Annotated in this window: 18 protein-coding genes; 10 read left to right on the forward strand and 8 right to left on the reverse strand. The window is 70.7% G+C overall.

Features of this window, described 5'->3' with window-relative positions:
• Positions 1–3 precede the first annotated feature (3 nt).
• Entirely contained in the window at positions 4–1,263 is a 1,260-nt protein-coding gene (locus tag AB0J55_RS08640) for an MFS transporter (RefSeq protein WP_364244743.1), read from the forward strand.
• Positions 1,264–1,585: 322 nt separating this feature from the next.
• On the opposite strand, the gene AB0J55_RS08645 is transcribed toward AB0J55_RS08640, so the two are convergent.
• The gene (locus tag AB0J55_RS08645; protein WP_364244746.1) at positions 1,586–2,002 is read right to left on the reverse strand and encodes a hypothetical protein; all 417 of its coding nucleotides are present in this window, start codon (positions 2,000–2,002) and stop codon (positions 1,586–1,588) included.
• A gap of 12 nt (positions 2,003–2,014) precedes the next feature.
• Positions 2,015–2,359: a hypothetical protein gene (locus AB0J55_RS08650; protein WP_003069007.1), complete on the reverse strand. Its 345-nt coding sequence runs from the start codon at positions 2,357–2,359 to the stop codon at positions 2,015–2,017.
• Positions 2,360–2,677: 318 nt separating this feature from the next.
• Between AB0J55_RS08650 and AB0J55_RS08655 the strand changes: the two genes are divergently transcribed.
• Together AB0J55_RS08655 and AB0J55_RS08660 are read left to right on the forward strand one after the other, a co-directional pair.
• Complete coding sequence (locus AB0J55_RS08655) at positions 2,678–4,063, forward strand: helix-turn-helix transcriptional regulator (protein WP_364244749.1); 1,386 nt, start codon at positions 2,678–2,680, stop codon at positions 4,061–4,063.
• Positions 4,064–4,085: 22 nt separating this feature from the next.
• Entirely contained in the window at positions 4,086–4,973 is an 888-nt protein-coding gene (locus tag AB0J55_RS08660; RefSeq protein ID WP_364245968.1) for an aminoglycoside phosphotransferase family protein, read from the forward strand.
• A gap of 207 nt (positions 4,974–5,180) precedes the next feature.
• On the opposite strand, the gene AB0J55_RS08665 is transcribed toward AB0J55_RS08660, so the two are convergent.
• The 4 genes from AB0J55_RS08665 to AB0J55_RS08680 form a co-directional block, all read right to left on the reverse strand.
• A complete protein-coding gene (locus tag AB0J55_RS08665) occupies positions 5,181–6,209 on the reverse strand; it encodes a CopD family protein (RefSeq protein ID WP_364244751.1) in 1,029 nt (342 codons plus the stop codon).
• A complete protein-coding gene (locus tag AB0J55_RS08670) occupies positions 6,209–6,757 on the reverse strand; it encodes a copper resistance CopC family protein (protein ID WP_364244754.1) in 549 nt (182 codons plus the stop codon). The genes AB0J55_RS08665 and AB0J55_RS08670 overlap by 1 nt, the downstream gene beginning before the upstream one ends.
• Entirely contained in the window at positions 6,758–7,516 is a 759-nt protein-coding gene (locus tag AB0J55_RS08675; RefSeq protein WP_364244757.1) for a YcnI family protein, read from the reverse strand. It lies immediately after the preceding gene.
• Between the two features lie 131 nt (positions 7,517–7,647).
• The gene (locus AB0J55_RS08680; protein ID WP_364245971.1) at positions 7,648–8,142 is read right to left on the reverse strand and encodes a hypothetical protein; all 495 of its coding nucleotides are present in this window, start codon (positions 8,140–8,142) and stop codon (positions 7,648–7,650) included.
• A gap of 293 nt (positions 8,143–8,435) precedes the next feature.
• On the opposite strand from AB0J55_RS08680, the gene AB0J55_RS08685 reads away from it, so the two are divergent.
• Genes AB0J55_RS08685 through AB0J55_RS08700 form a run of 4 tightly spaced genes read left to right on the forward strand, consistent with a single transcriptional unit; the run spans position 8,436 to position 11,977 of the window.
• On the forward strand, positions 8,436–9,083 hold the full coding sequence (locus AB0J55_RS08685; RefSeq protein ID WP_364244760.1) for an ABC transporter permease: 648 nt from the start codon (positions 8,436–8,438) through the stop codon (positions 9,081–9,083).
• Complete coding sequence (locus AB0J55_RS08690; RefSeq protein ID WP_364244762.1) at positions 9,076–10,242, forward strand: ABC transporter ATP-binding protein; 1,167 nt, start codon at positions 9,076–9,078, stop codon at positions 10,240–10,242. Before AB0J55_RS08685 ends, AB0J55_RS08690 begins: the two co-directional genes overlap by 8 nt.
• Positions 10,239–11,021, forward strand: coding sequence for an ABC transporter permease (locus AB0J55_RS08695; RefSeq protein WP_364244765.1), 783 nt, complete (start codon positions 10,239–10,241; stop codon positions 11,019–11,021). The genes AB0J55_RS08690 and AB0J55_RS08695 overlap by 4 nt, the downstream gene beginning before the upstream one ends.
• Positions 11,018–11,977: a glycine betaine ABC transporter substrate-binding protein gene (locus tag AB0J55_RS08700; protein WP_364244768.1), complete on the forward strand. Its 960-nt coding sequence runs from the start codon at positions 11,018–11,020 to the stop codon at positions 11,975–11,977. Before AB0J55_RS08695 ends, AB0J55_RS08700 begins: the two co-directional genes overlap by 4 nt.
• A 408-nt stretch (positions 11,978–12,385) precedes the next feature.
• Here the strand turns inward: AB0J55_RS08700 and AB0J55_RS08705 are convergent, their stop codons facing one another.
• A complete protein-coding gene (locus AB0J55_RS08705) occupies positions 12,386–12,847 on the reverse strand; it encodes a DUF6474 family protein (protein WP_364244771.1) in 462 nt (153 codons plus the stop codon).
• A 90-nt stretch (positions 12,848–12,937) separates the two neighbouring features.
• Between AB0J55_RS08705 and AB0J55_RS08710 the strand changes: the two genes are divergently transcribed.
• The 3 genes from AB0J55_RS08710 to AB0J55_RS08720 all read left to right on the forward strand — a co-directional run bounded on the left by AB0J55_RS08710 (position 12,938) and on the right by AB0J55_RS08720 (position 16,071).
• On the forward strand, positions 12,938–14,578 hold the full coding sequence (locus AB0J55_RS08710) for a TM0106 family RecB-like putative nuclease (protein ID WP_364244774.1): 1,641 nt from the start codon (positions 12,938–12,940) through the stop codon (positions 14,576–14,578).
• 83 nt (positions 14,579–14,661) lie between these two features.
• Positions 14,662–15,291, forward strand: a complete 630-nt coding sequence (locus AB0J55_RS08715; RefSeq protein ID WP_364244777.1) for a PadR family transcriptional regulator — start codon at positions 14,662–14,664, stop codon at positions 15,289–15,291.
• A gap of 132 nt (positions 15,292–15,423) precedes the next feature.
• Positions 15,424–16,071, forward strand: a complete 648-nt coding sequence (locus AB0J55_RS08720) for a class I SAM-dependent methyltransferase (protein WP_364244780.1) — start codon at positions 15,424–15,426, stop codon at positions 16,069–16,071.
• 44 nt (positions 16,072–16,115) lie between these two features.
• Here AB0J55_RS08720 and AB0J55_RS08725 read toward each other — a convergent pair whose 3' ends face one another.
• Positions 16,116–16,874, reverse strand: a complete 759-nt coding sequence (locus AB0J55_RS08725; RefSeq protein WP_364244783.1) for an SDR family NAD(P)-dependent oxidoreductase — start codon at positions 16,872–16,874, stop codon at positions 16,116–16,118.
• Positions 16,875–16,931: the final 57 nt, after the last annotated feature.

The following is a 16,931-nucleotide window of genomic DNA, read 5'->3' on the forward strand; positions in this document are numbered from 1 at the left end:
CGCATGAGTGAAACGACCCAGACCCTGCCGGAGGCCCTCGCCGAGCCCACCGCGCGGGTGCGGCCCGGCTGGATGAGCCTGCTGTTCTTCGCGAACATCGCGCTCTGGCTGGGGGTCTACGCGCCGATCCAGGTGCTGCTGCCGAAGCAGGCCGAGCTGCTGGACCAGCTGAACAAGGAAACCGTCCTCGGGCTGGTGATGGGCTTCGGCGCCGCGGTCGCGCTCGTCGCCAACCCCGCGATCGGGCTGCTGTCGGACCGGACCTGCTCCCGGTTCGGCCGTCGGCACCCGTGGACCGTCGGCGGCGCGCTCGTCGCCGCCGTCGGCCTGGTGGTGCTGGCGTTCGCGCCGACGGTCGCCGTGATGATCGCCGGCTGGTGCCTGGTGCAGGGCGGACTCAACGGCATGCTCGCCGCACTCATGGCCGCCCTGCCCGACCGGGTGCCGGTCAAGCAGCTGGCCGTGGTCGGCGGGCTCGTCGGCATCGCGCAGATGCTCGGCACGGTCCTGGGCGCGGTCGTGGTCGTCCTCGTGCTCGGTATCGCGGGGCTGCCGCTGGCCTACTCGGTCTGCGCCGGGATCGTGGTGATCGGGGCTGTGTTCTTCGTCCTCTGGACGCCGGACGCGCGGCTGCCGCTGGAGTTCCGCCCGCCGTGGGCAGCGCGCCAGGTCGTCCGCGACTTCTGGGTTTCGCCCCGCAAGCACCCCGACTTCGCGTGGGCGTGGAGCTGCCACTTCATGATCAACCTCGGCAACGCGTTCGGGACGCTCTACCTGCTGTTCTTCCTCCAGGACGCGGTCCACTACCCGGACCCGGAAAACGGCCTGCTGGTCATGATGGGCCTGTACGGCGTCGCGCTCGTCGCCGGCGCCGCGCTCGCGGGGCACTTCTCCGACCGGTCCGGACGGCGCAAGCCGTACGTCCTGGCGGCGTCCGGGGTGATGGCCCTTGCCGCTTTGCTGCTGGTCCTGTGGCAGAGCTGGCCGGTCGCACTCGCCGCCTCCCCGCTGCTCGGGGTCGGTTTCGGCGCGTACATGGCGGTCGCGCTGGCGATGCTGACGCAGGTGCTGCCCGCGGCGCAGAACCGCGCCAAGGACTTCGGGATCATCAACATCGCGAACTCGCTGCCGCAGGTGGTGGCTCCGCTGCTGACGCCGCTGCTGCTGGCCCACGTTGGCGGCTATCCCGGGCTGTTCGCGGCTTCGGCGATCGCGACGCTCCTGGCCGCGGTGCTCGTGCTGCGCGTGAAGGCGGTCCGCTAGATGTGGAACCGCGGGCCGGTGCCGGTCGGGGGAGGGGAGTGCAACGGCACCGGCCCGCGGAATTCGAGGGCCGCTCTGGGGCGGGGTGACAGCGGGACCAGACAGTGATCCAACGCCGTCTTCGATGATCAATCTAGCCTGCGATTACTGCCTGGGCTAGGGCTAACGTGGAATTTTTTCGATTAATCGCGGTGGGGACCGGGATGATGGCCGAGGACTGGTTCGCGCTGCTCGGGGGTGCGGGCGAAACAGTCCTCGGCCGGGGCGAGTGCAGGTGCGGGTCCGATGGGGCGATCGGTCTCCCCGCGCTCGCCGGTCTGGGTCAGGCCGTGACCGCTCGGCGCGGGTTCACCAACGCGTGGCGACCGGTGGTCTCCGCCGCGGTGGGAGGCGCCGGGTGCACCGGAACCGGGCTCTTGCGGCGGCCCTGCAGCCTGCGGTCCGCCGGGGCCTGCTGCTGCGGGGCCAGCCCGCCGGCCACGAGGTGTTCGTGCGCGACCTGCCAGACCGAGCACGGCGCCTTGCAGCGGTGCCACCGGGTCGAGCAGGTCGGGCAGTCGCCGCGCTCGTCGGGCTCGTGCATCTTCAGCATCGCGCGCCACGCCTCCGTCAGGCGGGGCAGTTCGGAGCGCGCGACCGAGACGAGCGACTGGGCGTCGGCGCGGTTCGCCAGGTCGGTCAGCATGTCGAGGCGCTCCCAGACCGCGTTGCGGAGGACCTGCCCGAGTACCTGATCCATGTCAGCTCACCGTTACCTTTCCGCCATCTTGGCGGCTTCGTTGAGCGCGGCGCGCAGCTGTCCGAGCTGGCCGGACGTCAGCCGCGCGGTCTCACCGGGAGGCGAGACCAGTACCACCTGGTTGTCTTCGACGAACACCGTGACCGCCCGTTCCCGGCTGATCAGGTCGCCGCACTGCACGCGCCAGACGAGCTGCCCGCCTTCGTAGTGGCGGACGCTCGCGGTGCGGGGGTCCACCGCGGCGGCGGGGGTGACGGGGCGGACGGCGGAGACGGGAGAGACCGTCGCGACCGCCGGCCGCACGGCGCGGGTGGCCGTGCCGGCATGTCCCCCTGCGAACGAGTCCACGAACTCCACGCCCTTCTCCGCTCTGTCGTCAGTCTTCGAAGATGCCTTCTGCAACATCGCTTTGTCACAACGCTGCGGTTTTCGTAGCTCTCCGTGATCGCTGCCGGTGTCCGGGCGGTGACGGAGATCTGACAACTACAGTGAGGTGAAACCGGGTGCGATAGAAGGTGGAATCGGCGTCATAGCGGTGACTGGGCTCGGTTCCACGGTAAGCGGTCAACGGACTTCGCCCCGACCGATCAGGGCACCAGTTCGGCTGTTCACACGGTTCCGCAGGTTTGCCTACGCTGTTTCACAGACGCCCGACCGGACAGTGGAGGGGGCGCGATGGACGCCAGTAACGGTGGCAGTGCCGAAGCCCGGCAGAGCCACGCAGTTCCCGCTGACGCGTGGGAGCAGCCGGAGATGAGAACGGCTCTCGCGTCGCGCGAGATCAGCGCCGTGTACCGGCTCCTGCGCAAGCACGGTGTCTCGCAGCGCCAGATCGCCGCGATGACCGGCCAGTCCCAGTCCGAGGTGTCGGAGATCCTCAAGGGTCGCCAGGTCATGGCCTACGACGTGCTCACGAGGATCGCCGACGGCCTGGGCGTCCCCCGTGGGTACATGGGCCTCGCCTACGACGAGGCCACGGCGATCCGGGTCGTCGGCTCCGCCGACGGCCAGCAGGCTGAGGAGGACGAGTCCGTGAAGCGACGGAGGTTCCTCGCGCACGCTGCCCAGGTCACGATGGGTGCCGCGGTGTTCGGCCCCGAGTCGGGCACCTGGTCGGCCGGACCGGCCAGGACGCCGGCGCCCGGGCGCATCGGCATGACCGACGTGCGCCAGGTGGAAGCCGCGACGCGGGCGCTCCGGGCGCTGGACTACCAGTACGGCGGCGGGTTCTGCCGCGACGCCGTGGTGGCGCAGCTGTCCTGGGGGCAGCAGATGCTCGAGGCGCACGGCACCGAGATCGTCAAGAACCGCCTGTACGTGGCGCTCGCCGACCTCCACTCGCTAGCCGGCTGGACGTCCTTCGACACCGGCCTGATGGACTCCGCCCGCGGCCACTTCGCGAACGCGCTGGACCTGGCCAAGCAGGGCGAGAACCACCCCTTGGTGGCCAACGTCCTCTACCGCATGGGCCGCGTCTACCTGCACCAGGACGCCCCGAACGACGCGCTGAAGCTGTTCCAGCTGGGCCAGATCGCCGCCCAGGAAAGCGGTTCCGAGCTGGCCGTGTCCGTGCTCTGCGCGAACGAAGCGTGGGCGTACGCGATGATGGGCAACGAAGAGCAGGCGGTGAAGCTGCTCGGCCGGAGCAAGGACGAGTTCGAGCGCGCCAACCTGGCCGAGGCCGAGTCGTGGGTGAAGTTCTTCACCGAGACCGACGTCTACGCCATGGTCGGCACCGTCCACACCGTCCTCGCGCAGAAGAACGCCGAGCACACGAAGTACGCGATCCCCGCGCTGACCAGGGCCGTCGAGTCCTACGACGACGAAATGGCCCGTTCCAAGACGTTCATGCTGAGCGCACTGGCCACCAACCACCTGCTGGACGGCGACCTCGACCACGGCGCCAAGGTCGGCGGCAAGGCCATCGACTGCGCCGAGGGCATCAAGTCCGAGCGGGTCAAGGACCGGATGCGGCCTCTGCAGGAAGAGGCCGAGCGCCGCCGCAACAACGCCGACGCCCGTGACCTCGCCGACCGCCTCCACGCTTTCTACGCCGCCTGACCCCGAAGGCACCGGCGCGGTTTTGGACGGCCGGTTCACCTCGGGGAAGCTGCGTGGCGTGCTGGCCGAGACCTGCGCGCTGCTGGGTTTCGACCCGGCGGGCGCGCGGTTGCTGCGGTTCACCAACAACGCGGTGTACGCGCTGGTCACGGCCCCGTTCGTGATCCGGATCGTCGGCTCGACGCAGCTGCGGCACCGCGTCGGCACGGTCGTGCGCGTGGCCCGGCACTTCGAACGCCACGGCGTCCCCGCGATCCGGCTGCTGGGCGACGTCGAGCAGCCCTTGTCGGTCGGCGGGCACCTGGTGACCGTGTGGCACCGGGTGCCGAGCATCGGCCGCCCGGCGACGTCCACCGACCTGGCCCGGCTGCTGCGCCAGGTGCACGCGCTGCCGCCGCCGGAGGGGCTCGCCGAGTGGGCGCCGTTCGCCGCGGTGCGGGCCCGGGTGTCCGACGCCGAGGAGATCAGCGACGCCGACCGGGAGTTCCTGCTCGACCGCTGCGCCGAGCTCGAAGCGGAGCTGGCCGAGCTGGAGTTCCCGCTGCCCAGGGGCCTGGTCCACGGCGACGCGTACCCCGGCAACGTCATCCCGGGCCCGGCGGGGCCGGTGCTCTGCGACTTCGATTCGTCGTGCGTCGGCCCGCCGGAGTGGGACCTGACGCCGCTCGCGGTCGGCCGCGAGCGGTTCGGTGACCCGCCGGTGCGCTACCGGACGTTCGCCGCGGCGTACGGCTTCGACGTGACGTCGTGGCCCGGGTTCGCCGTGCTCCGCGGGATCCGCGAGCTGAAGCTCACGACGAGCGTGCTGCCGATCCTGCGCAGCCGGCCGCAGGTGCGACCGGAGCTGTACCGGCGGCTGGACGACTTCCGCAACGCGCGGACCGACACGCGGTGGACGCGTTACCGCTGACCGTCATCTGTCACTTGGTGTGATCGACACCACAAGCTGCACGTGCATTCGCCGACTGCAAATGACCGTTCGTCGCATCAGAAACGCAGTCCGCTCTGGGTAGAAAGTTCAGCCGGACCGGTCACCCCCAATGGATTACCGGTCAGTCCAATGCGCAACTTGCAGCTACTCGCGGTGACCTAATACCGGTCCTACCTGCGGCGACGATCAGGATGCGACGACCGGCGCCCGCGTCAGCACGACGGCGAACCCGAACGCCAGCCCCATCACGGTCAGCTCCAGCGTCGCCCAGGCGGCGAGCGCCGTGCGGTCGTGCCGGATGATCCGCGGCATCAGCCGCCAGCGGACGTGCGCGCCGAGCAGCGCGATGACGCCGGTGCACACGGTCTTCAGGATGAGCAGCTGCCCGTACGGCGTCGTGAAGATCGCCGTCCAGAAGCCGATGGTCGGGTTGAGCGAGATCTCGGCCAGGCCGTTGAACAGCCCGGTCGCCACCGAGAGGACCAGGCAGAGCGTCGCCAGCTTCGAGAACCGGGGCAGCGCGTGCGCCAGCAGCGTCCGGTTCGCCACCAGCAGCACCGTCATCGCGCCGAGGCCGCCGGTCCAGGCGACGGCGCTCATGACGTGCAGCTCCATCGAGATCATCGTGTAGTCGTGGTAGTTCCAGTTCGACGCGTGGCCGGTGACCGGCAGCGGCAGCAGCGCGAACAGGCCGAGCCCGACCCGGACCTCGGCGGGCACCTTCTCGCCGAAGCGCAGCGCCAGCGCGCCGAGCCCGGCGTGGACGAGCGCGAGCGCGGCGACGATGACGAGCGCCTTCCCGGCGCCGACGGCGGCGATGTACTGGCCGATGTCCGACGGCGAGAGGTTCGCCGAGCCCGGCTTGTACTCCGCGGTCTGCAGGACCAGCGCGACGACGGCGGCCGTGGCCCAGACGAGCGCGGCGGCGACGCCGGCCGGGCGGGCCAGCCGCATGACCGGCTCGGTGAGCTTCGGCCGGTCGTAGCCGACGAGCACGGACAGCAGGGCCAGCCCGATGGTCGTGACCGCGGCGAGGTCGAGCAGGACCCGCACGACCGGGATGCCGGCCGAGACCACCGCGCTGGGCTCCACCACGCCGGGTACCGGGGCGGTGGACATGAGCGCGACGCCGATGAGGGCGCCGAGCAGGCCCGCCGTCACGACGCAGAGCAGCGTCGAATAGCGGGGTTTCGCGGTGGTCTCGGCCTGGGTCATCAGTTCTTCTCTTCGACTTTGCCGCCCGACCGCAGGGCCACGGTCAGGCCGATCGCGAGCAGCACGACGGCACCGGCGATCCAGACCCAGATCGGGACACCACCCGACGACGACGTGGTCGACGCCTGGGCGGAGCCGCCCGGCGACCGCGCCGCGTCGACGGTCGCCGGCGTGCCGGTGCCGGCGGTCGTCAGGGTGAAGGTGAGCTCACCGGTCACCGGGTGGCCGTCCGCGGACAGCACCCGGAAGCCGACGGTGTACTTCCCGGCCGGCCCGAGCGGCCGCAGCGGCGCGCTGATGACGTTGTTCACCACGCTGATCGGGCCCTCGGCCCACTGGCCGCCGCCGGGCCCGGTCACCGCGATCTGGTTGACGTCCGCCCCCTGCACGTACTGGTCGAACGTCAGGCTGATCTTGGCCGGGCCGGCCGCGACGGACGAGCCGTTCGCCGGGTCCGAAGAGATCAGCACGTTGTGGGCCAGCGCCGGGGTGGCCGTGCCGAGCACGGCCACCGCGGTCAACGCCAGCGCGACGAGCGCCTTCCGCATTTAGCTGTTGCCTCCCGGCTTCGCCGTGGCCTTGCGGGCCCGGATGGTGGCACCGGCCCCGACGCCGAGGCCGATGGCGCCGACGAGCAGGCCGGCCCCGCCGAGCCAGCGGGCCGTGTTGTCCGACGCCGACGCGGCGGCCTCGGTGTGCTCACCGGTGGTTGACGCGGTGTTCGCCGCCATCCCGTGCTCGTCGCCCTCGGACTTCGCGGCCAGCTTCACGGCCGGGGTCGGGTGCTCCGGCTCCTCGCCGTTCGCCGGCGTCGGCTGGTTCCAGTCGACGACCTTGCCGTCACTGTAGGTCTGGTGGGCCGGGAATTCGACCTGGTCCACGTTGGTCGGCAGGGGGCCGAAGCTGACCGAGAACTCCTGGTAGTCGGTGGCCTTGAGCTCGCTGCCGGGCTGGGCGGTCCAGGTCACCGACGTGACGGCTTCGGTGATCTGCGTGCCGTTGTCCTTGGTGATCGGGGCGGGCAGCTTGGACTTCGTCACCTGGGCGGTCCAGCCGGGCACCGGCTTGGTCCGCACCGAGCCGATGCCGTAGTCCGCCTTGAAGTCGACGGCGACCTTCGTGGTGGTGATCGGGTCCTTCTCCTCGCTCGGCACGCGGAACACGATCGCCGCGTAGCCGCCCTTCGTCGGCTGCGAGCCGTAGACGTTCGCGGTGACGTGCGCGGACGCGATGCCCGCGCCGATGAGGCCGGCGACACCGACGGTGGCGGCCAGGAAACCGGCGCGCTTGAAGACGTGCTGGGACATGGGTTCACTCCTGATGAACTCAAGAAAGGGCAGCTCGACTGCTTTTGGGGGTCCAGGGGGCCTGCCCCTGGCGGGGTCCGGGGTTCGGCCCCGGAGATTGCAGTTCCGCTGTTTCGGGGGTGAGCTGGGGTTCAGGAGTGGACGGGTGGGCCGCGCCGCCCGCGGATCCGGCGCAGGTCGACGCCGACGAGGTGGTCCGGACCGGCCGGCCGGGCCGGGACGAGAGGGGGCGGCGCCGACGGCACCGGCAGCGGAGTCAGCAACCGCGGCAGGAACGCGCGCAGCACGGCCAGCACGGTGAGCAGCATCGTGTCCGCGCGGGCGAGCAGGAGCGCGGTCACCAGCGTGGCGACGGCGTGCGCGCCGATCATGCCGAGCCCGGTGCGGCCGGGCATCGCGTACATGTCGTGGTGGCCGGCGAGCGTGGTCAGCAGCAGGTGCATCACCAGCTGGGCGATGCCCAGCAGGGTGATCGTGGCGACCGGGCCGCGGGCCTTGCGGGCGAGCGCGGCCGCCGTCCAGCCGAAGAGGCCGGTGAGCAGCAGGGTCATCGCCGGGTCCGGCAGGCCGCCGTCGGCCAGCCGGTGTGCGGTCACGGACAGCGCGGCGGCGCTCACGGCGAGCAACACTCCGCGGGTAACACCCAGCACGGCGGGTCGCCGTGCCGGAACGCTCATGCCGAGCAGCCTAAGGGACCGGTTCCGGCGTGAGCGTGTGATCCCGTGAAGTGAGCACACAAGGAGTTCACGTTCCCCGGCACGGCGTGGTTCAGGTGATTTGTTGCCGAACCCGGCGAGCTGGGCCACGGTGGGCCGAAAGGCCGGGGTTTGGGCCGGCTGGACCGTGGGTACTGAGCCGTCGGCCAGGAACTAGCCCATTCGGGTGAAGGGCCGGCGCGAAGGGCGGGAGAGCGACACGGATGAACCTCTTCGACTACATCTCCGACCGGGCGAGCAAGCTGTGGCTGGAGGCCTACCTGCACACCAGCATGGTCGTGCAGTGCACCATCCTCGCCGCGGTCCTCGGCGTGCTGATCGGGGTCGCGGTGTACCGCAGCCCGATCGGTTCGGCGGTGGCCACGGCGCTGGCGAGCACGATCCTGACGGTCCCGTCGTTCGCCCTCCTGGGCCTGCTGATCCCCCTCTCGGGGCTCGGTCCGACGACCGCCGTGATCGCGCTGGTGCTCTACGGCCTGCTGCCGATCGTCCGGAACACCATCGTCGGGCTCGACGGCGTCGACCCGGCCGTCGTCGACGCCGCCCGCGGCATCGGGATGAGCCGCTTCGGCGTGCTCACCCGGGTCGAGCTGCGGCTGGCCTGGCCGGCGATCCTCACCGGCATGCGGGTCGCGACCCAGATGCTGATGGGCATCGCGGTGATCGCCGCCTACGCGAAGGGGCCCGGCTTCGGCGCCGAGGTCTTCTCCGGGCTCACGAACGCGGGGAGCACGAACTCCCTGAACCAAGCCGTCACCGGCACGGTCGGGGTGGTCATCCTCGCCCTGCTCCTCGACGGCGTCTACGTCCTGATCAAGCGCTTCACCGTCTCGAGGGGTGTCCGTGGCTGAGAACGAGGAAGTCTCCGGCGTCGAAATCGAGCTGGAGCACGTGACCAAGCGGTACCCCGGCACCCGCGAAGCCGCCGTGAACGACTTCTCGATGGTCGTGCCCGCGGGCAAGATCGTGGTCTTCGTCGGCCCGTCCGGCTGCGGCAAGACCACGACCATGCGGATGATCAACCGCCTGGTCCAGCCGACGTCCGGCAAGATCACCATCGGCGGCGAGGACGCGCTCAAGCTCGAGGTCGACACCCTGCGCCGCCGGATCGGCTACGCGATCCAGCAGGCCGGGCTGTTCCCGCACTTCACCGTCGCGCAGAACATCGCGGTGGTGCCGGGCCTGCTCGGCTGGGACAAGAAGAAGGTCAACGACCGGGTCGAGGAGATGATGGACCTGGTCGGGCTCGACCCGGCCGACTTCCGCGACCGCTTCCCCCGCCAGCTCTCGGGCGGGCAGCAGCAGCGCGTCGGCGTGGCCCGGGCGCTCGCCGCCGACCCGCCGGTGCTGCTGATGGACGAGCCGTTCGGCGCGGTCGACCCGATCACCCGCGGCAACCTCCAGGACGAGCTGCTGCGCCTGCAGGGCGAGCTGAAGAAGACGATCGTGTTCGTCACGCACGACTTCGACGAGGCCGTGAAGCTGGGCGACAAGATCGCGGTGCTCGGCAACCAGTCGACGATCCTGCAGTACGACACGCCGGAGGCGATCCTGGCGAACCCGGCGGACGACACGGTCGCGGGCTTCGTGGGCGCGGGCGCGTCGCTGAAGCAGCTGACGCTGCTGCGCGTCCGGGACGTCGAACTCCAGCAGGACGCGCTGACCGTGACCGTCGAAGAGTCGCCCGCTTCGGTGCGCGAGAAGCTCGACAAGTCGCATCGGCATTTCGCGCTCGTGCTGGACGCGCGCCGCCGTCCGACGCGGTGGGTGCACGCCCGGGAGCTCACGTCGGCGTCTTCGCTGGCCAACCTGGGCAAGCCGCTTCGGGACGTCGTCAGCCTGCAGTCGACGCTGCAGGACGCGCTCGAGGCGATGCTCGCCGAGGGCGGGTCGGTGCCCGTCACCGGCGCGCGCGGCGAGTACGCGGGCACCATCCAGCTGGACACCGTGATCGCGACCATCCAGCAGCTGCGCGACGAGCACACCAACGGTGAAGAGGTGTCCGCATGACGACGGCCGCCGTCGACACCGGCTTCAGCACCGAGTCCGGCTCGAAACGCGCGGAACGCGTCCGGCTGTTCGCCCAGCCGGTCGCGGTGCTGGTGATCGTCGCGGTGACGCTGGTGTCGGTGTTTTCCAGCGGGCTGAACGCGACGGAGAAGGAGACGCTCAACGCGTCTTCGCTGCTCACGGCGTTGGGGGACCACGTGCTGATGACACTCGTGGTGACCGCGATCGTCGTGCTGGTGGCGGTGCCGCTGGGGATCCTGGTGACCCGGCCGTGGGCGCGCTTCCTGGCGCCGGTCTTCCTGGCCATCGCGAACATCGGCCAGGCCGCGCCCGCGCTGGGCGTGCTGGTGCTGTGGTTCATCATCACCGGAGCGACCGGCGGGATCTGGGTGGCGGCGCTGCCGCTGGCGTTCTACTCGCTGCTGCCGGTGCTGCGGAACACGATGGTCGGCATCCAGCAGGTCGACCCGGCCCTGATCGACGCGGGCCGCGGCATCGGGATGTCGGCGGGCGCGGTGCTCTGGCGCGTCGAGCTCCCGCTGGCCGTCCCGCTGATCCTGGCCGGCCTGCGCACGTCCCTGGTGCTGGCGGTCGGCACGGCGACGTTCGGCATGTTCGTCAACGCGGGCGGCTTCGGGCTGCTCATCGACACCGGCTACAAGCTGAACCTGACGCCGGTGCTGGTGACCGGCTCGGTGCTGGCGGTCGCGCTGGCGCTGCTGGTGGACTGGCTGGGCGCGGTCGCCGAACAGTACTTCGGACCGAAGGGGCTGCGATGAAACTCCGGCGACTGGCCGTCGTGGCGCTGCTGGGGGTGACGCTGTCGTCCTGCGGGCTGACGGTCAACCAGGCGGTGCCGTACGACATCAAACCCGGCTCGATCCAGCCGATCCCGGCGCTGCAGGGGGTGAAGGTGACGGTGGGGTCGAAGGACTTCACCGAGAACATCATCCTGGCGTACATGGCCGAAATGGCCCTGACCGCGGCGGGCGCGGACGTCGTGGACCTCTCGGACATCAAGGGGTCGAACTCGTCGCGGCAGGCGCTGCTGTCGGGGCAGACGGACGTGACGTGGGAGTACACGGGCACGGGCTGGATCAACTACCAGGGCAACGAGCTCCCGGTCCCGGGCGGCGAGAAGGCCCAGTACGAGGCGACGGCCAAGGCGGACGAGGAGAAGTTCGGCGTCACCTGGCTGAACTATTCGCCGTTGAACGACCAGTACGCGTTCGCGGTGACTGAGGCGTACGGCGCGCAGAACAACCTGAAGACGACGTCGGACTTGGCGGCGTTCATCAAGCAGAAGCCGGACCAGGCGGTGTTCTGCCTGGAGACGGAGTTCACCAGCCGCCAGGACGGCTTCCCGGCGGCCGTGAAGGCGTACGGCTTCCAGAACCCGACGGTGAAGAACTTCGGCATCGGGACGATCTATTCGGCGGTGGCGAGCGGAACCTGCCCGGTGGGCGAGGTGTTCACCACCGACGGCCGGATCTCGGGGTTGAACCTGCGGGTGCTGGAGGACGACAAGAAGGCGTTTCCCCAGTACAACGCGGTGGCGACGTTGCGCACGGAGTGGCTCAACCAGCACCCGGAGGTCCGCGGACCGTTGGAGAAGGTGAGCGCGGCGATCGACAACGAGCAGATGGTCGAGCTGTGCAAGCAGGTCGACGTCGACGGCCAGGACGCGGGCAAGGTGGCCCACGACTGGATGGTCAAGAAGGGCTTCATCCAGTAGGGCGGGCGGCACCCTCCCACCCCGAAGCCCGATTGTGACGACGGACGGTGGTGTCGTGTCAAGGCGGGAAAGCGTGCCTTGACACGACACCACCGTCCGCGTTTTCGGCTTCGTATCGGGGTGGGCGGGGAGGTCTGGGTGGGGTGCCGGTTGCGCTTCAGGCCGCCGGTCGCGGCGGTCGTTCTGGCCAGGCACGCGCGGGCGATGTCGTGCTTCGGGGTACCGGTCGCGCTGGTCAGGCACGCGTGGCGAGGCCGTGCTTTGAGGTGCCGGTCACCCTGATCGGCATGCGCGGCGATGCAGTAGCCCGCCGGGGCGCCCCCCCGTTCTCGACTCTACCGGCTGGCACCGACAGTTTTGCCTCGTCTACCGGAGCGGCCCCGCCGCAAAAGCACGGGGCCGGGGGCGTCAGATCCCCAGCCGGTGCAGCAGCTGGCCCTCCAGCCGTTCCAGCTCCCCGGCCACCGCCCGGTGCACCGACTTCCGCCGCGCCGCCGGCATCCGCTCCGCCGCGCGCACCGAAGCCGACAGCTGCTCCAGCGTCCCCAGCGCGCCCTTCGCGAACTCCCGGTCCGCGTCCGAAGCCTTCTCCGACTTCTGCAGGTCCTGGCAGCCTTCGGCCACCCCCGCGATCCGGGCGTGCAGCGCCGCGCCCCGGCCGGTGTACAAGCCCAGCTTGTCGACCGAGACCCCCAGCTTGCGGGCCTGGTAGCGGTCGTACGCCTCGCGCGCTGCGCCCGCCGCGCGTACCGCCAGTGGCGCCACCACCGGGATCACCGCCGGGCCGAGCACCTTCGCCACCGCGACCGCGTTCTTCGCCCTCTTAGGGGTGAACCTGGCTTCACCCTCGACCTTGGCCTTGCGCGCCATGGCACCTCCTGCGACGTGTCGAGGTCGAACTTACTGGTCGCCTGGGTGGCGGGCATGTCGGCTCGGCGGTGGGAATCTAGAGTGATCTCCATGAACACCGAGGTGGTACTCGACGCGGGCGCGGTCAGCCGCTGCCGTCGTCGCGTGCACCTCGAACACGACCCCGCCATGCGCGAGGTACCGCTTTCCCCGCCCGACCCGACCGCGCAGCAGCGGATCGCCGACGCCACCGCCCACCGCGAGGACATCGTGGCCCGGCTGATGGCCGCCAACGACGACCACTGGGTGAAGATCGGCCGCGACCTGCCGGCCGCCGAGCGCGTCGAACAGACGCTGGAGGCCTTCGCCGCCGGAGCCCGCTACATCTGGGGTGCGCTGCTGCCGGTCGACGCGGCCGGGCACCGGCGGGGCGGGATCGATCTGCTCGTCCGCAGCGGCCGCGGGTACGTTCCGGTGCTCGTCGTGCGGCACCGCATCACCGACCGCGGTGCCGGCGCCATCGTCACCGAAATGACCGACCTCGATCCGGGACACCGGAAAGCCGACGAGGGCCGCAAGGTCCGGTCGCAGCCGCGGGACCAGCTCCGGCTCGTGCACATCCGCCGCATGCTGCAGACGCTCGGGCAGGCCGACGAAAGCCACGCCCTCGGCGGTGTGATCGGCCTCGACGCGGACGTCGTCGTCTGGCACGACCTCACCGCCGCCACCTGGCCCGGCGGCCGCAACGCGCTCACCGAGTACCAGGCCCGCTTCGCCGACCGGCTGGCCATCGCCACCGCGGCCGCCAACGGCGAGGAGCCCCTCGCCGAGCCGTCGCGCGTGCTGGAGTGCCGCCGCTGCCCGTGGTGGCCGACGTGCGAGGTCGTGCTCACCGAAACCCGGGACGTCAGCCTCGTCGTCCGCGGCGAGGACGCCGTCGAGCTGCGCCGCGCCGGTGTGTCCACTGTGGACAAGCTGGCCGCGCTCGACCCGGCGGGCGAACCGCCGGCGGTGAACTGGACCGGCGTCACCTTCCCGGACGCCGTCGTGCTCGCCCGCGCCTGGCTGGCCGACCTGACGCTGGTGCGCCGCGTCGACCGGGTCGAGGTGCCGCGCGCCGACGTCGAGGTCGACGTCGACATGGAGAGCTTCGGCGACGCCGGCGCGTACCTCTGGGGCTGCCTGCTCAGCGGCGCTGACATCGGCGTCCCGCAGGGCTACCGCGCCTTCGCGACGTGGGACCCGCTGCCCACCGATGACGAGGCCCGCTCCTTTGCCGAGTTCTGGGCCTGGCTCACCGACGTCCGCGACCGCACCGAAGCGGCCGGTCTCACCTTCCGCGCCTACTGCTACAACGCGCTCGCCGAGAACCGCTGGCTCTTCGGCTCGGTCGAGCGCTTCGGCGACCACCCCGGCGTGCCCGCCAAGCGGGACATCCAGTCCTTTGTGGACTCCGAGCAGTGGGTGGACCTCTTCCGCAGCGTCACCGACCAGTTCCTGTGCTCCCACGGCAAGGGCCTGAAGGTGATCGCGCCGGTGGCGGGGTTCTCCTGGCGCGACCCGGAGGCCGGTGGCGAGGCGTCGATGCGCTGGTACCGCGACGCCGTGGGCATGGACGGCGAGAAGCCGGACGACGACCAGCGCGAGCGGCTCCTGCGCTACAACGAGGACGACGTCCTCGCGACGCGGGCGCTGCGCGAGTGGATCGACGCCCGGGCGCAGGCCGAAGTGCCGTACATGTTCGATCTCTGAGTTGCTTTGTCGACTAAGACACTTGCCCAGCGATGCGTTCTGCGTAATACTCGTCTGCGAGTACTCGTAGACGAGGAGTCGAGATGAAGCGGCGGAAGGTCGGCAACCTGCTCGGCCTGGCCGTGCTGTCCGTCGTGGTGGAACGCCCCATGCACCCGTACGAAATGGCGGCCGTGCTCAAGGAACGCGGCAAGGACGCGGACCTGCCGATCAAGTGGGGTTCGCTCTACACCGTCGTCGCCAACCTGGAGAAACACGGCTTCGTCGAGGCCGTCGAGAGCGTCAAGGACGGCGGGCGGCCCGAGCGGACCGTCTACCGGATCACCCCGGCCGGCCGCGTGGAGTTCGAGGACTGGGTCCGCGAGCTCGTCGGCACGGTCGACCCGGAGCCGCCGCGGTTCCGGTCCGGGCTGTCGATGATCGGCGTCCTGGGGCCGGACCAGGCGATCAGCCGGCTGCGGGAGCGGCTGGAGCAGCTCGACGAGCGGGCCGGGAAGCAGCGGGCCGCCCTGGACCAGCTGCGGCCGCTGATGCCGCGGATGTTCCTGATCGAGGTCGAGTACGACATCGCGATGACGGAGGCGGAGGCGCGCTGGGTGCGTGGCTTCCTCGACGAACTGACCAGCGGTGCCATGCCGGGCATGACGGCCTGGCGGCGCTGGTACGAGACCGGCGAGCTCCCCGACGACTTCGGGGAGTTCGTGGAGAAATAGCACGGACCCCGGGAGGTGCTGGCACACCGCCCGGGGTCCTCGACCCCGAACCGAGCACGCCCGGCCACGAGGTGGCACCGCAAGGATAACCGGGTGGCTCTCCGGTTCGGTTCACCCGAAGAGGAGAGATCCATGGAGACGACCCGCAAGCACAAAGTGCCCGAAATGGAAGGTTTCCAGGCCCGCTGGTACGCCAAGAACCGCGGCACCGAGGCCCAGCTCGCGCAGTACCGGCGGCAGGCGGCCGAAGTCACGGCGGGCTGGCCCGAAGGCGCCGAAGTCCTGGAGGTGGCGCCCGGGCCCGGCTTCTTCGCCGTCGAGCTGGCGAAGCGCGGCTTCCGCGTCACCGGGCTCGACATCAGCCACACCATGGTCGAGATCGCCCGGGAAAACGGCCCGGACATCGACTTCCGCCAGGGCGACATCACGCACGCGCCGTTCGCGGACGAGTCGTTCGACTTCCTGGTCTGCCAGGCCGCGTTCAAGAACTTCCGGCAGCCGGTGACGGCGCTGAACGAGATGCACCGCGTGCTGCGCCCGGGCGGGTACGCGGTGATCCACGACCTGAACCACGAGGCCACCGGCGCGGACATCGACCGCGAGGTGGCCGGCATGCACGTCGGCGTGGTCGCCGGGTTCACCGTCCGGCAGACGCTGGGCTGGCTGAGGCGCCGCGCGTTCACACGTGAGCAGTTCGAGACGCTGGCCGCGGAGAGCGCGTTCGGCGGCTGCTCGGTCACCACCGACGGCGTCGGCCTGGAAGTCCGCCTCACCCGCTGAGCGGCGAGGGCGGCACTTTCCCGGGAAAGTGCCGCCCTCCGGGGTCAGCGCGGGGCCATCCGGAGCGAGCCGTCCATCCGGACGACCTCGCCGTTCAGGTAGTCGTGGTCGATGAGCGACAGCGCGAGCTGCGCGTACTCGTCCGGCCGCGCGAGCCGCTTCGGGAACGGGACGCCGGCCGCGAGCGACGCGCGGAACTCGTCGCTGACCGTGGCGAGCATCGGCGTGTCGACGATGCCCGGCGCGATGGTCAGCACGCGGATGCCGTGCGAGGCCAGGTCGCGGGCCGCGGGCAGCGTCATGCCGACGACGCCGCCCTTGGACGACGAGTAGGCGACCTGCCCGATCTGGCCGTCGAACGCGGCGATCGAGGCGGTGTTGATGATGACGCCGCGAGCGTCGTCTTCGAGGGGCTCGGTCTTCGCGATCGCCTCGGCGGCGATGGTCAGCACGTTGAACGTGCCGACGAGGTTGATCTGGATGACCTTCGCGTACAGCGCGAGGTCGTGGCGGCCCTTCTTGGACAGGATCCGCGCGGACGGCCCGATGCCGGCGCAGTTCACCACGGTCCGCAGCGGCACGCCGGAGCCGGCCGCGGTCGCGACGGCCGCCTCGACCTGCTCGACGTCGGTGACGTCGGCCTCGACGTAGGTGATCCCGTCGACCTGCTCGGCCTTCTCGATGGACGAGGCCAGGTCCAGCGCGAACACGCGCGCGCCCTTGGCCGCGAGGGCCTTCGCCGTCGCGCCGCCGAGGCCGGACGCGCCCCCGGTGACGAGCGCCGCGGTGTCGGTGATCTGCATCGTTGCGGTTCCCTTCGTCTTCACGTTCGCGGAGACAGGTTAACGCTCGTTCGCATC

Origin of the sequence: Amycolatopsis sp. NPDC049688, assembly GCF_040674975.1 — a bacterium.
In the GTDB taxonomy this organism is placed as follows: Bacteria; Actinomycetota; Actinomycetes; order Mycobacteriales; family Pseudonocardiaceae; genus Amycolatopsis.

Bases quoted from the DNA above. Each gene is read 5' to 3' on its own strand.
- AB0J55_RS08640 (WP_364244743.1), top strand. From the start codon at position 4: ATGAGTGAAACGACCCAGACCCTGCCGGAGGCCCTCGCCGAGCCCACC.
- AB0J55_RS08645 (WP_364244746.1), bottom strand. From the start codon at position 2,002: ATGGATCAGGTACTCGGGCAGGTCCTCCGCAACGCGGTCTGGGAGCGC.
- AB0J55_RS08655 (WP_364244749.1), top strand. From the start codon at position 2,678: ATGGACGCCAGTAACGGTGGCAGTGCCGAAGCCCGGCAGAGCCACGCA.
- AB0J55_RS08665 (WP_364244751.1), bottom strand. From the start codon at position 6,209: ATGACCCAGGCCGAGACCACCGCGAAACCCCGCTATTCGACGCTGCTC.
- AB0J55_RS08670 (WP_364244754.1), bottom strand. From the start codon at position 6,757: ATGCGGAAGGCGCTCGTCGCGCTGGCGTTGACCGCGGTGGCCGTGCTC.
- AB0J55_RS08675 (WP_364244757.1), bottom strand. From the start codon at position 7,516: ATGTCCCAGCACGTCTTCAAGCGCGCCGGTTTCCTGGCCGCCACCGTC.
- AB0J55_RS08685 (WP_364244760.1), top strand. From the start codon at position 8,436: ATGAACCTCTTCGACTACATCTCCGACCGGGCGAGCAAGCTGTGGCTG.
- AB0J55_RS08695 (WP_364244765.1), top strand. From the start codon at position 10,239: ATGACGACGGCCGCCGTCGACACCGGCTTCAGCACCGAGTCCGGCTCG.
- AB0J55_RS08700 (WP_364244768.1), top strand. From the start codon at position 11,018: ATGAAACTCCGGCGACTGGCCGTCGTGGCGCTGCTGGGGGTGACGCTG.
- AB0J55_RS08705 (WP_364244771.1), bottom strand. From the start codon at position 12,847: ATGGCGCGCAAGGCCAAGGTCGAGGGTGAAGCCAGGTTCACCCCTAAG.
- AB0J55_RS08710 (WP_364244774.1), top strand. From the start codon at position 12,938: ATGAACACCGAGGTGGTACTCGACGCGGGCGCGGTCAGCCGCTGCCGT.
- AB0J55_RS08715 (WP_364244777.1), top strand. From the start codon at position 14,662: ATGAAGCGGCGGAAGGTCGGCAACCTGCTCGGCCTGGCCGTGCTGTCC.
- AB0J55_RS08720 (WP_364244780.1), top strand. From the start codon at position 15,424: ATGGAGACGACCCGCAAGCACAAAGTGCCCGAAATGGAAGGTTTCCAG.
- AB0J55_RS08725 (WP_364244783.1), bottom strand. From the start codon at position 16,874: ATGCAGATCACCGACACCGCGGCGCTCGTCACCGGGGGCGCGTCCGGC.